This is a genomic window from Algoriphagus sp. NBT04N3, assembly GCF_019443765.1.
Taxonomy (GTDB): Bacteria; Bacteroidota; Bacteroidia; order Cytophagales; family Cyclobacteriaceae; genus Algoriphagus; species Algoriphagus ornithinivorans.
In genome coordinates, this window is record NZ_CP048415.1 from 2893432 (window position 1) to 2906902 (window position 13471).

Sequence of the window (13471 nt, forward strand, 5' to 3'; positions counted from 1 at the left end):
ACCAATTGCTCAATTTTTCCATTGAAATCACCATATCAAGCAAAAAATAGCGTTTCGGTAATTGGTTCCGGTATCATCGGTTTGACCTCCGCTATTGCATTGCAGGAAGCTGGATTTCTAGTTAAAATCTTTGCTGACAAAAAATTTGATCAGACTCTTTCTAATAAAGTCGGGGCTGTTTGGTTTCCCTATTCCATAGAACCCAAAATCAAAACTGATCAATGGGCAGGCGTAAGTTATGCACGCTACCTAAAAGAATCCTCCATTGCCAGGGGAGTAAGCATGATTCCATTTTTGAATGCTTATAATGACCTGAAGGAAGAAGAATGGGTCAAGCACTTACCTCCCGGAACGGTGAGAGAGGCCACAGAAAGAGAGCTTCCTAAAGGCATGGAAAAAGGACTCATTGCCGATGTACCACTTGCCGAACCTCCTTTATATCTTCCTTATCTTTTTGAAAAATTCTGTGATGCAGGAGGAGAGTTTGAGCTGCGTACTTTTGATAGTTTGGAGGAAATGAATCAACTGGGATCTTTTGTAATAAACTGTACAGGTTTAGGTGCAAAAGCCCTCTGTAAAGATCAGGACCTGCATCCCATGAGAGGTCAGATTCTTAGAACTGAAAAAATGGAAGTTTCCTCATTCGCTGATCCTACCAAAAAAGGAGCTCTTTCTTACATAATCAATAGAAGTCAGGATGCTGTCATTGGTGGAACTGATTATGACAATGATTGGAATGAAAACGAGGACGCTAAAGATACTGATCTCATTTTAAAAAGACTAGAAGCTTTTGGAGTCAGTACACCTCCGAAAGTTTTGGAAATTTTGGTAGGATTAAGACCAAAAAGAAGTGCCGTCCGATTTGAATTTGATCCCCATTATCCTAGAATTTTTCATAATTATGGACATGGAGGTGCTGGCTTTACCGTAGCTTGGGGTTGCGCTTTGGAATTGGCAGAGGAGTTGAGGAAAAAGGTTTCCTCCCATTAGAAACAACCTTGTTCTCAGAATAATATTTGGTTTGACTCATTTTTTGTACCTTTGCGCTTCCTTTCAAACCAAGGCAGTTGCAATAGAGAAAAATTTTCTTTTAAAACCCTGCTAATCAAACCTATTTATGAAGAAGTATTTGAACCTATTCGACTTTTCTCAAAAAGTAGATTACAAAATTGAAATCCTTTCCGGGCTAACGGTAGCCATGGCTTTAATTCCTGAAGCAGTGGCATTTGCCCTGATTGCAGGATTATCTCCCTTGACCGGGTTGTATGCTGCTTTTATGATGGGATTGGTCACTTCCATTTTAGGAGGTAGACCAGGGATGATTTCTGGAGCAACAGGAGCCATTGCAGTTGTATTGGTAACCTTGGCAGCTTCCCATGGAGTGGAGTATATATTTGCTACAGTCATTTTAGCCGGTATTTTACAGATCGCTGCGGGTACACTAAGACTTGGAAAATTGATGAGACTGGTGCCGCATCCAGTGATTTTTGGATTTGTCAATGGTTTGGCAATCATTATTTTCATGTCACAATTGGATCAGTTTAAAGGAGAAGATGGGAATTGGTTGAGCGGTTCTACTCTTTACATTCTATTGGGGTTAGTATTGTTGACTATGCTGATTATTTGGGGACTCCCAAAACTGACAAAAGCTATTCCTGCATCCCTGACCGCTATTTTATCAGTCTTTGCGATCGTAACATTTTTAGATATTGACACGAAGACAGTGGGGGATATTGCCTCTATTAAAGGTGGCTTCCCTCCTTTTCATATTCCATCCATTCCCTTCACTTGGGAAACCCTTCAGCTGATTTTTCCTTATGCAGCTATTGTTGCAGGAGTAGGATTGATTGAAAGTTTATTGACTTTGAATATCATAGATGAGATTACTGAGACGAGAGGAAGAGGAAATAAAGAAGCTGTAGCTCAAGGAACTGCCAATATTCTCTCCGGATTTTTCTCAGGTATGGGTGGTTGTGCTATGATCGGGCAGAGTTTGATCAATGTTTCATCAGGCGCAAGAGCGAGGCTATCAGGAATCGTTGCTTCCATAATGCTTTTGGTATTTATCATGTTTGGATCCAGCCTAATTGAGCAGGTACCAATGGCAGCATTAACAGGCCTAATGATCATGGTATCTATTGGAACATTTGAGTGGGCAAGCTTGAGAACCTTCACCAAAATGCCTAAATCAGATGTATTCTTGATGGTCTTGGTTACTTTGGTAACTGCGGTATTGCATAATTTGGCATTAGCCGTATTGATTGGAGTGATCTTGGCGGCTCTGTTTTTTGCTTGGGACAATGCTAAAAGAATTCGTGCCAGAAAGCGAATTGATGAAAATGGCGTAAAACACTATGAAATGTATGGCCCACTGTTTTTCGGTTCAATTTCAGCCTTCAATGATAAATTCGATGTACTCAATGATCCAGAAGAGGTCATTATTGACTTTAAAGAAAGTAGAATTGTAGATATGTCTGCTATTGAAGCGCTCAACAAAATTACCGAACGATATTTGAAAGTCGGAAAAAGAGTCCACTTGAGACATTTAAGCCCGGACTGTAGACGATTAATTGATAAAGCTGATTCTATTATTGATGTCAATGTAATGGAAGACCCCACTTACAAGGTCGCAGTTGATCAGTTATAAAATTAGAAGCGCAAAGAAATCCAATCCTTTGCGCTTTTTTTTTGGTTTATCTTAGAGGAACCTATCCAATTATGAACCTGTTTCGATTAGGGAAGGTGAATTTTTCATCAATGATAAAAAGATAGAATATCATTCAATTTATGGGGCAAGCTCTTTCTGATTCCCAAATAAAAAAAGTACTTCCAATCATTCTGGCAACAGCCATTTTTATGCTGATGTTGGATTCCACTATCTTGAATACATCATTACCTGCCATTGCAGAGGATCTGAACGAGTCTCCTCTCAATATGCAAAATGCGATTATCAGTTATGTATTGACAGTGGCTCTTTTGATGCCAATTAGTGGATTTGTAGCAGATCGCTTTGGAACCAAAAGAGTATTCATTTTTTCATTAGCCTTGTTTGCTTTGGGCTCTTTGTTTTGTTCCTTATCCCAAAGCCTTACTCAATTAGTCATTTCCAGAGTGATACAAGGTGTGGGAGGCAGCATGATGACCCCAGTGGGTAGACTGACCTTAATTAAGGCTTTTCCAAAAAACGCAGTAGTAAGAGCTATGAATTATGCCATCATTCCTGCTTTGATAGGACCTATTTTAGGTCCTTTGGTAGGTGGATACATGGTGGATTATCTCTCTTGGCATTGGATTTTCCTGATCAATCTTCCTATTGCAGTGGCTGGAATTATCCTTAGCATCAAGTATTTACCGGATTACTATTCCAGCCCTTCAGATTTTGATTTAAAGGGATTTTTGATTTTTGCAGCTGCCACTTTTGTCCTTTCCGTTTCCTTGGAATTATTAGGGAATTCTGTTCAGACCACTCCCCTTCTGGTCGGTTTATTCTTCGGTTTTTTATTGTTCTATTTTTACTATCGGCATGCTAAAAAAAGAGAAACTCCACTTTTCCCATTGGACTTATTCCAAGTTCGAACCTTTAGAGTTGGAATTATTGGAAACTTGGCGACAAGACTAGGAATCAGTTCTGTCCCTTTGCTTTTGCCTCTGATGATACAGATAGCCTATGGAAAATCCGCAGTGATCTCAGGTTGGATTGTTGCTCCAATGGCTTTAACTGCCATGTTAGGTAAGTCAGTAGTCATGAAAATTCTTCAAAAGCTTGGATACAGAACTACATTGATGTTCAACACCTTTTTAATTGGCCTTTTGATTTGTGCCTTTGCAATTCCAAGTCTTCAGAGCTCAATTTATTGGCACCTTCCAATTATCGCAGTTTTGGGATTTTTCAATTCTATCCAGTTTACTTCTATGAATTCCATCGCCATTGCCAACTTGCGACCTTATCACACCAGTAGTGGCAACTCTCTATTGTCGGTTAATCAGCAACTTGCAATAGGATTCGGGGTAGCATTCGGCTTGATCGTTTTGAAGCTTTTTGAAGGGGATGCTGGTTTAATAGATCACGAAATTCACAATGCTTTCCGATTTACCTTCTTGGTTATAGGAGGATTGACTATTTTCTCTGCTTTTGTATTTAGAAAACTCCATTACAAGGACGGAGAAAGTTTGCAAGAGAAAACAGCATAATCATCTGAAATTGACCAATCTATAACTTCTCAAATTTTAGACAGTACAGAATTTCAGCTATTCAATTACTCGATTAAGGTGAATACCATTTGCCTAAATTTCCAACCAGTCTGATCTCCATTACCTGCTCCGGAAGTTTGTTTGAAGATCAATCCGATGATGTTTTCCTGAGGATCTGCAAAGTATTGGGTATTAAAATAACCTCCCCAATCGAAGGTTCCTTCACTACCCAATCCCCCAGTTGCAACTCCTTGTTCGGTGACAACTCCAAATGCAAGCCCATAAAATTTATCTCCATTCCACAAATCACCAACCTGGTTTTTCATCATGGTTTCAATCGTGTGAGAGCTCAAAATTCTTTTCCCATTTAAAACTCCCCCATTGAGGTACATCTGAAGGAATTTAGCATAATCTGCTGTCGTACTTGATAAGCCGGCTCCACCTGAAAAAAAGCGTTTAGCTCCTTTTCTGGGATATTCGGGATCATAAAAAGTGACTGGGTAAGGGTTCCACTTGCCCTGGTTAAAAGTATGTACCGTTACCAATCTTGGAGCCTGAATATCAGAGAGGTAAAATCGGGTATCCTTCATTCCCAAAGGATCAAAAATTCGCTCTTGAAGAAATCGGTCAAACGGCATTCCGGAAACAACTTCAATAAAATATCCCAATACATCCAGTCCCTCGCTGTAGGTATATTTACTTCCTGGCTCATGATGCAGTGGAAGCTTTGCCAACTTTTTCACACTCTCTTCAATACTGATATTTTTTGTGGTAAATAAGTCAGTGATACCAGCTTTAGAATAAATCATCCGCATGCGTTCATCCCCGTCTATCACTCCATAACCCAAGCCAGAAGTATGGGTCAAAAGATGTCGGATGGTGATCTCTTTAGATGAAGGCTTGGTAGTATAGCTTGTATCAGCATAACGAAAATTGGAAAGAACCTGAGGATTTTTGAATTCAGGGATATACATAGAAATGGGATCATCCAATCTAAATTTCCCCTCCTCCCAAAGCATCATAACCGCAGTGGAAGTAATAGCTTTTGTTTGGGAGGCTATTCTAAAAATATCATCTTTTTTCATCAGCCTATTGCTTGGCACATCCGCAAAACCTTTTGCTTCATGATAGACCACTTTCCCGTCTTTGAGAATCATGGCAACTAGGCCGGGAACTTGTTGATTTTTTATTGCCTCATCCAGCATAGCATCCAATTTGGATACTCGATCTGAAATAATTCCAGGAACAGATTGAGCAAAGGACTGAGTAATTCCTAGAAAAAAGAACAGGAAGAAGAATTTGAATTTGGTCATTTTTGGGATATTTATTCGGATAAATTAAACCTTTTCCAAATAATTACCCAGTATTAATACAGGAAGCATTTAATTATTCTATTTTCCCGCTGACCGATAGCTCCTTATTTACCGGATTCCAATTCTTGAAGAATACTTGATGCTACCGTTTTGGAAGCCTCCTGATCTCCTAATCTCTCTCGGATCAAATCATAGCCCTGAAGCATTTGACCCTTGTAAATAGGATTTCCTAAAATCAAGAGTAGTTCCTTCTCCAGATTTTCAATAGAAAAATCATTCTGAATCAATTCTTTCACTACAGTCTGATCCGCAATTAAATTGACCAAAGAGATATATGGAATTCGAATAAGCCTTTTGGCAATGTGGTAAGAAATAGGTGATGTACGGTATACTACAATCTGTGGAACTCTAAAAAGAGCCGTTTCCAAGGTAGCGGTACCGGAGCTTACCACTGCGGCTGTGGCATGGGAAAGAAGATCATACGTCTGATTAAAAACAAGTTTGATTCCAGCCTCTTTAGCAGGTTTATAGAGGTTTGGATTCAAACCATCGACACCTGCAATTACAAACTGGGCGTTGGGAAACTTCGGAACCAAGGCTATCATCTTATTGAGCATGGCGAGTACTTCCTGTGTCCTGCTTCCCGGTAGTAGTGCAATAATAGGAGCATAACTGAGCTCATTTTTTTGAAAGAAAAAATCATGAGCTTTGAATTTTTTGATTTCATCCAACAAAGGATTACCCACATATTTCACTTCCATGTCATACTTCTTGAAAAAAACAGGTTCGAATGGAAGTATACTATAAACCTTATCAGTAAAGGCTTTCAGTTTTAGCGCTCTTTTTTGATTCCAAGCCCATACTTTTGGTGGAATATAATAGTGAACAGGGATTTGATTGGCTTTTGCAAATTGGGCTATTTTCATGTTGAAGCCACCATAATCCACCAAGACTAAAATATCCGGCTTGTAGTTAAGTAAATCTTTTTTAACTAAGTCGAGGTATTTAATTACTTTTCTAAAACCCAAAACCACCTCAATAAAGCCCATCAAAGCCACTTCTGAATAATCCACGGCTAAATCCAGGCCAGCTTCTTTAGAATAAGAACCACCCATTCCTCTAAACTGAATAGATGGATCGGTAGCTTTCATAGCCTGAATCAAATTAGAGACATGCAAATCGCCCGACCGCTCACCGGAAATGATATAAATTTTTTTATTTTTCACTACAAAAGACACAGGGGGTTATCAATTTTTTAGTCTAAATAAGCCGTTGACTAATTTCAAAACATTGAAGTTTAACAATAAACCTATTCTATATCCACTTAATTTCAAACAAGTAATCAGTTGGGTTTTTGAATAGCTCTAAGATTTTTCCAAATTTCATTTAAATAGACCCAAAAAATGGACTTAAGTTCAATTAAAGAAAGTCTTGTTCAAACCAGCCTGCCGTAGATAGGTATCTTTTTTTGCCTTTGCTGAGCATAGTCTAAGAATCCAGTCTATTACGAGTCGAGGAAATTTTGTAACTGGTATGATTAGGTGTATTTAGAAAAATTAAAAAATCTCAGATTCTCTGGGTCCTCTGTGGTAGAGAAAAAGATTACCCGAAATACTCCACAAAATTCCTTGGAGTTTCATAAAGCGTAAGCTTATGCAAGCCTCCATTAGGAGTTATTTCTTTAACAGCAGGCTCCAAGATTTTCCAGAACTCCATTACCAGAATTTCGCAGCTAGCCATCTTTCCTTCCATGAAGTCCACGTCCATATTAAGATTTTTATGGTCTACTTTATCGATGACCAACTTTTTAATAAGGTTACTTAATTCCTTTAAATCAACCACAAAACCGGTTTCAGGGTCAGGCAATCCTTTTACAGTCACAATTAACTCAAAGTTATGCCCATGCCAATTTACATTGGCACAAGGACCAAAAACTTCAAAGTTTTTCTCATCAGACCATTTGGGATTCCAAAGCTTGTGTGCGGCGTTGAAATGTTCTTTTCGGCAAACGTAAATCATGACTCCTCTATTGGGGTGCAAATTTATAGAAAAGATCTGGAACTGCTGAATAATCAGTGATTTTCAAGATATGAATTCAACAATAGAAAAATATGCTTTTGAATTACTTTAAAGCTTCTTTATCATACTGCAAAAAAGCTCACTCCTCTTTAAGGAGTATTTCAAATACCTTTTTCATTTCTGCTGGATTATTTAAATCCAATTCATTCTCTTTTAAATAAGACTCAACTTCTTTCCAGAATGAAGATTCGAGATGTTTTAGTCCTGATTTAGACTTCTTTACTTTTTTGATTTCACCATCTTGAACTATAAAGTATGATAAAATTTCTTTAAACTGATCGAATTTAGAACCATAATTGTAGGCTCCTCCTACATCTGCTTTTTGGAATCTTTTCTCAAAAGTTGCCAAAACTTGTTTTTGAGGAAGCTGAATCAATTGGTAAGCATATTCCCATTTACCATCTAAAAAGGCGGGTTTAAAAACCATATTATTATCTAAAAAAGTAATAGATTCAATTTCGGATAATTCAGGTACTACAGTATAATTGGGTCTGAGTTGAACAAGCAATTCAGATTTTTCAAAATAAATATTGGCCAATATATTTTCATGAATTTTACCTGTTTGCATTACAACCGTAGCATTTTTCATTTCCTCGAATAAAAAAGGAGAACCTATTATACCTTCACTTTTAGGGTTTACTCCAACATAAGTAGCAAAGTTATCTTTGGTATCAATCAAGGTTTGTCTTCCTTCCGAATTCCCAATAGCTGTTTGGGGGAATACTTTACTGGATATAAAAATGCCGATGAATAATAAAAAGGTTTTCATGAGTAATCAATTACGTTGAAAATCAGTTTACGATATTCCACGGTAAAAGATGATATTAGTTTTTTTTTGCAAAAAAAAGCTGCCTTGTTCCCAAGGCAGCCATTATCATTTAAAATTAATAACCCGGATTTTGAGTTAAATTAGGGTTTACATCTCTAGCATTTAAAGGAATTGGCAACAATGTTCTAAAAGCTGGCAATTCAAATTCGGTAACCGCTCTTCCAGTTCTTACTAAGTCATGCCATCTATGTCCTTCAAAAGCAAACTCCAATCTTCTTTCTGCAAGAATTATATCGATTGCCTGTTCTACATCATTCGGAAGGGTGACTACGATGGTTTGATCATTGAAGGCTCTTCTTCTGATAACCTGTAGGTCGGCAGCAGCTCCTGCAAAGTCCCCTGTTCTAACTCTAGCTTCAGCTCTGATTAAGTACATCTCTGCCAAACGAATTACATGAACTCCATCAGTACCTGTAGTATTATCTCTGTACTTAAAGTTTACAAATACTCCTGGAGCTTCTTCTCTAATGGAGGATGCTCTTCTCAAATCACCTGGCTGATATGCATTCCAAAGACTTGGAGTTACTCCAAATTCATATCTCCCACCATTATCACGCCCGTACCAAAAGGTAACTGGATTTTGGTTGTTTGCATCAAAGAATAATTCAAAAATCGCTTCTTGAGTACCTTTGGATGCAACCATGTTCTCAAATGAAACCAACGAATATGTTGTGTTTGAAATTACGGAACTTGCTGCCGCTGCAGCTTCAGCATAGTTTCCTGTATAAAGGTACAGTCTCGCCAATAAAGCTTGAGCAGCTCCTCTTGTAGCTCTATGTCTTGTGTTATTATTGGAGCTGTAAGAAGCAGGAAGTAAACTAATTGCCTCTGTCAGATCTTGCTGAACTCTTTGCAATACCGTAGATTTTGGATCTCTGGAAACAAAGTAGCTTTCATCTATAGGAGCTGCGGTAGCTCTCAAAACCAAAGGAACATCACCAAAATAATTGGTCAAGTTGAAATGATTTAATGCTCTTACAAATAAAGCTTCACCTTTGTATTGATCTTTTAGAGCCTGAGCCATGTCGATTCCATCTACATTTTGGATAATATTATTGGCACGGTTGATATTATTATAGGCAGATGCCCAGATAGAACCGATTTCACCATTGACAGCATCCCAGTTTTTTAAATCAAGGTCTCTCCAGGTATTGAATGATCCAGTGTGTGAGACATCATTTGACGCAATATCACCTACTACATTCATTCTGAAGCCTAGATTATTTCCACCTGCTAGACCACTATACATTCCTAATACTGCAGCATTTGCGCCTTGCTGATTGACAAATACAGAGTTGGAAGAAAGAGAATCAACTGGCTCAAGATCTAATAAATCTTCAGAGCAGGAACTTACGATTATGGTTGCTCCTAGAAGCACACCTACCATTTTATTTTTTATTATATTTTTCATTTTTCGCTGCTTTAAAATCCAACATTAATACCTAACGTGAATGTTTTTGCTTGAGGGAAAGTCAAGAAATCATAGTTTCTCGCAATATTGGCTCCTGGGTTAGAGTTCAATTCTGGATCCCAACCTGTATATTTCGTCCAAGTAATTAGGTTTTGAGCCATTCCATAAATTCTCACTTGTCTCATTCCGATTCTTTGCAAGACACTATTTGGAAGGTTATATCCAAGAGATAGGTTTTTCAATCTAATAAAAGAACCATCTTCCAGCCAACGGTCAGAATCTACCCTGTTATTTCTGTTTGGATCAAGTGAAGTTGCTCTTGGGATATTCGTAATATCTCCTGGCTGCTGCCATCTTTGAAGAGCTAATTCAGACATACCCCAAGCAGAGAATCCTAAATGTTGATTAAACTGGGCAGATCTATTGATTATGTCAAAACCATAAGTGAATTGAAAGAAGACATTCAAGTCAAACCCTTTATATGTAAAGGTATTATTTAGACCTCCAAAGAAATCTGGATTTGGCTTTCCTAGGTACTGCCTGTCATCTGGAGTAATTGCCCCATCTTCATTCAAGTCTACAAAAATCAGATCTCCTGTCTCAGGATCTACTCCATTTGATTTGATCATAAAGAACGCTCCTAGTGGTTGACCAACTGCAGCTCTACTTTGCAATGAATTAATTGGAGTAGCTTCGTCTACAATTGCGGTCACTTCATTTTTAATAAATGATATATTGAATTGAGAATCCCAATTAAATCCTCCTCTATTAATTACATTTCCTGAAAGAGACAATTCAAAACCATTATTTCTCATAGATCCAATATTCTCTGTAATTGAAGTAAATCCAGAAGTGTTTGGAATTGGCTTATTCAAAAGAAGGTTTGTAGTGTTTTGAATAAAATACTCAGCTGAAACTTGGAATCTATCTCTTAAGAAACCTAAGTCTAAACCAAAGTTCAAAGTACTACTTTCCTCCCAGCTAAGTCTAGCATTAGGCAACTGAGAAGGAGCGAAACCTGGAGAAGCCAAGTAGTTAGATCCAGCCGAATAAAGATTCAAAGCCTGGAAATTACCGATACCGTCTTGGTTACCAGTAACACCATAACTCACTCTACCTTTCAACAAACTGATTGTTTCAGAATCTTTTAAGAAAGACTCTTCCGATAAAATATACCCTACAGAACCTGCTGGGAATACACCAAATCTATTTTCAGCACCGAACCTAGATGATCCGTCTGTTCTTAAGCTTGCAGAAACCAATAGCTTATCTTTCCATCTATAGTTTGCTCTACCGAAGTAAGATAAAAGTGCATACTCAGTTCTGAATGAAGAACCTGAATTAACTTCTGCAGCTGAGGTAATATATTTGAAATCAGGACCTGGGAAATTGATGCCAGTCACATTCCCAGTTTCGGAAATATATCGCTGATAAGACTGTCCAACTATTGCATCAAAATAATGATCATCACCGAATGTTTGAGAATAGGACAAAATATTCTCGTTCAAATAGGTTGTGAATAAGTTGTTTGCCTGAGTACCAGAACCATTGGTTGCAAAACCACTTCTAACAGTGTTTGGATTGTATCTATCCTCACGACCATAAATAACATCAGCTCTGAAAGAAGTTTCAAAACGAAGCCCTTTGAAAAACTTATATCCAACTGCAATATTTGGCTGCAATCTATACTCATTTAGTTCGTTTTTTACCTCTTGGGCCAAAGCTAAAGGGTGACCAATCAAAGTACTGAAAGCGTGATTGTAACTTCCGTCTTCCAAGAATGGCTCGAAATCTGGTCTTCCTAAAGTCGCCGCACTAAATACACCGAAAATATTGTTATCGTTGTTGTTTAGGTTTTGTCTAGTATTTACAAGACGAAGGCTGGACTTTAAATCTACTTTTTCATTGAATTTATGATCTACTGCAAGGCTGGTTGAATATCTTTTAAAATCAAAAGATTTCAGGAAACCTTCATTGTAAAATGCGCCTCCAGAAACAAAGAATTTAGTGTTTTCTGTACCTCCTCTGATAGAAACGTTGTAATCTTCAATTGTTCCTTGCTGAAAGATAAGACCAAACCAATCTGCATTTGGAGCGTCTGCAACTTGAGCATCTGTGAATAAAGCTGGTCTCCCGTCATTTGTTCTTGACTCATTCATAAGCTCTCTCCACTGAGAGCCAGTTACGTTTTCAACTCTATTGGTTGGCTCTTGAATTCCCTTGTACATGGATAGATCAACCTGTGCTTTTCCAGCCTTTCCTCTTTTGGTGGTAATCAATACTACACCATTGGCTCCTCTTGATCCATAGATTGCTGCTGAAGCAGCATCTTTCAACACCTCTATTGACTCAATATCGTTCGGGTTGATTTGGGATAGTACGTTGGTAGTTTGTCCACCTCTTCCTAAGCTTGATGTATTCCCGCTGTAAATCGGCATTCCATCAACTACATAAAGTGGTTCATTACTTGCCGAAATAGAAGCTGTACCTCTCACATTAATGCTTATCGCACCTCCTGGAGTTCCTGAAGCGGAACTTACCAAAACACCAGCCGCACGACCTTGAATTGATTGGTCTAATCCTGCTACAGGTAGGTTTTTGATATCTTCTGAACGAACAGAAGCAATAGCTCCAGTTACTTCGCGCTTAGTCATCTCACCATAACCTACAACTATAACTTCTGATAGAGATTTTAAATCAGGGTCTAGCGTTACATTAATGATAGACTGATTACCAATTTGAACTTCTTTGGACATTAAGCCAACAAAGCTGAACACTAAGGTAGTGCCAGTGTTTGGAACTGAAATGGTATACTTACCATCCAAATCCGTAGCCACACCTGTCGTCGTACCCTTAACAAGTACGGATGCTCCAGGAACAGGCAAACCATCTTCCGATGACATTACCGTCCCTGATACTGTACGGCCTTGGGCAAATACCAATGTTTGCCCTAAAAAGACCATCAGTACGAAAAGTAAAACTTTTTTCATAAGGATATATTTTTGGTTTAATTTAATATCAATGATATTCCGAAATATTCAATTAACAAAGCAGTATAATACAAAAGGTATAAAATTTCTTTAAGTTTAAAATACAATAATATTAATATATAATTTGTTTTTTCAGAATTTTATTCTGTCATTATTAATTATAATTCGTTTAATTAATTATTTACTATTTTTTTTGACTTAAATCCAAATTAAATTTTTTTAACATTTTTATTAATTAGGACAAAATAAATACTAGTCAGTATTTTTTTTATAAATTATTAGCATAGGAAAAATTCAATTTTTTTTAAAAAAAAATACAATTAATTTATATGTATTGAACTATTTAAAGCAATTTTACGAGCCATTATATATATATTATATAAAAAGTTTATACCGATTTATATATACATCTAATATATAAATCGACTTAAATCTAGATCTTGTAGATTATTAATTCAATAAATGAGTTTTATCCAAAATTTTATTTTGACCCAAACCTCTAAAAAATTAATTAACTTTTTCTCAGTTACAGTTGAAGTAATTAAAGAATATCGGATCAAAATTTGACTCAGAATGGAAATAAAAATAATTTCATCAAACTTCCATTTTTACAATTTGGACTAACGGGAATTCAAGGCATATAACCCAATATTTATTG

Annotated in this window: 10 protein-coding genes; 3 read left to right on the top strand and 7 right to left on the bottom strand. The window is 37.3% G+C overall.

What is annotated here, in order from left to right; translation table 11 throughout:
• Window positions 1-21 precede the first annotated feature (21 nt).
• The 3 genes from GYM62_RS12520 to GYM62_RS12530 all read left to right on the top strand — a co-directional run bounded on the left by GYM62_RS12520 (window position 22) and on the right by GYM62_RS12530 (window position 4191).
• Window positions 22-990 carry an FAD-dependent oxidoreductase gene (locus GYM62_RS12520; protein ID WP_219956659.1) on the top strand — a complete coding sequence of 323 codons (969 nt, stop codon included), beginning with the start codon at window positions 22-24 and terminating at the stop codon, window positions 988-990.
• A 127-nt stretch (window positions 991-1117) separates the two neighbouring features.
• On the top strand, window positions 1118-2647 hold the full coding sequence (locus GYM62_RS12525) for a SulP family inorganic anion transporter (RefSeq protein ID WP_219956660.1): 1530 nt from the start codon (window positions 1118-1120) through the stop codon (window positions 2645-2647).
• Between the two features lie 140 nt (window positions 2648-2787).
• Complete coding sequence (locus GYM62_RS12530) at window positions 2788-4191, top strand: MFS transporter (protein ID WP_219956661.1); 1404 nt, start codon at window positions 2788-2790, stop codon at window positions 4189-4191.
• A 65-nt stretch (window positions 4192-4256) separates the two neighbouring features.
• Here GYM62_RS12530 and GYM62_RS12535 read toward each other — a convergent pair whose 3' ends face one another.
• The 7 genes from GYM62_RS12535 to GYM62_RS12560 all read right to left on the bottom strand — a co-directional run bounded on the left by GYM62_RS12535 (window position 4257) and on the right by GYM62_RS12560 (window position 12813).
• Window positions 4257-5504: a serine hydrolase gene (locus tag GYM62_RS12535; protein WP_255590374.1), complete on the bottom strand. Its 1248-nt coding sequence runs from the start codon at window positions 5502-5504 to the stop codon at window positions 4257-4259.
• A gap of 104 nt (window positions 5505-5608) precedes the next feature.
• The gene (gene lpxB, locus GYM62_RS12540; RefSeq protein WP_219956662.1) at window positions 5609-6742 is read right to left on the bottom strand and encodes a lipid-A-disaccharide synthase; all 1134 of its coding nucleotides are present in this window, start codon (window positions 6740-6742) and stop codon (window positions 5609-5611) included.
• Window positions 6743-6751: 9 nt separating this feature from the next.
• Window positions 6752-6850: a hypothetical protein gene (locus GYM62_RS21165; RefSeq protein WP_370627672.1), complete on the bottom strand. Its 99-nt coding sequence runs from the start codon at window positions 6848-6850 to the stop codon at window positions 6752-6754.
• Between the two features lie 256 nt (window positions 6851-7106).
• Complete coding sequence (locus tag GYM62_RS12545) at window positions 7107-7523, bottom strand: 6-carboxytetrahydropterin synthase (protein WP_219956663.1); 417 nt, start codon at window positions 7521-7523, stop codon at window positions 7107-7109.
• A gap of 139 nt (window positions 7524-7662) precedes the next feature.
• The gene (locus GYM62_RS12550; protein WP_219956664.1) at window positions 7663-8262 is read right to left on the bottom strand and encodes a hypothetical protein; all 600 of its coding nucleotides are present in this window, start codon (window positions 8260-8262) and stop codon (window positions 7663-7665) included.
• A gap of 205 nt (window positions 8263-8467) precedes the next feature.
• A complete protein-coding gene (locus GYM62_RS12555; RefSeq protein ID WP_144604069.1) occupies window positions 8468-9823 on the bottom strand; it encodes a RagB/SusD family nutrient uptake outer membrane protein in 1356 nt (451 codons plus the stop codon).
• A gap of 11 nt (window positions 9824-9834) precedes the next feature.
• Window positions 9835-12813, bottom strand: coding sequence for a TonB-dependent receptor (locus GYM62_RS12560; protein ID WP_219956665.1), 2979 nt, complete (start codon window positions 12811-12813; stop codon window positions 9835-9837).
• Window positions 12814-13471 lie beyond the last annotated feature (658 nt).

Excerpts from the sequence above, each read along its gene's own strand:
- GYM62_RS12525 (WP_219956660.1), top strand. The coding sequence starts at position 1,118 with ATGAAGAAGTATTTGAACCTATTCGACTTTTCTCAAAAAGTAGATTAC.
- GYM62_RS12530 (WP_219956661.1), top strand. The coding sequence starts at position 2,788 with ATGGGGCAAGCTCTTTCTGATTCCCAAATAAAAAAAGTACTTCCAATC.
- GYM62_RS12535 (WP_255590374.1), bottom strand. The coding sequence starts at position 5,504 with ATGACCAAATTCAAATTCTTCTTCCTGTTCTTTTTTCTAGGAATTACT.
- GYM62_RS12545 (WP_219956663.1), bottom strand. The coding sequence starts at position 7,523 with ATGATTTACGTTTGCCGAAAAGAACATTTCAACGCCGCACACAAGCTT.
- GYM62_RS12555 (WP_144604069.1), bottom strand. The coding sequence starts at position 9,823 with ATGAAAAATATAATAAAAAATAAAATGGTAGGTGTGCTTCTAGGAGCA.
- GYM62_RS12560 (WP_219956665.1), bottom strand. The coding sequence starts at position 12,813 with ATGAAAAAAGTTTTACTTTTCGTACTGATGGTCTTTTTAGGGCAAACA.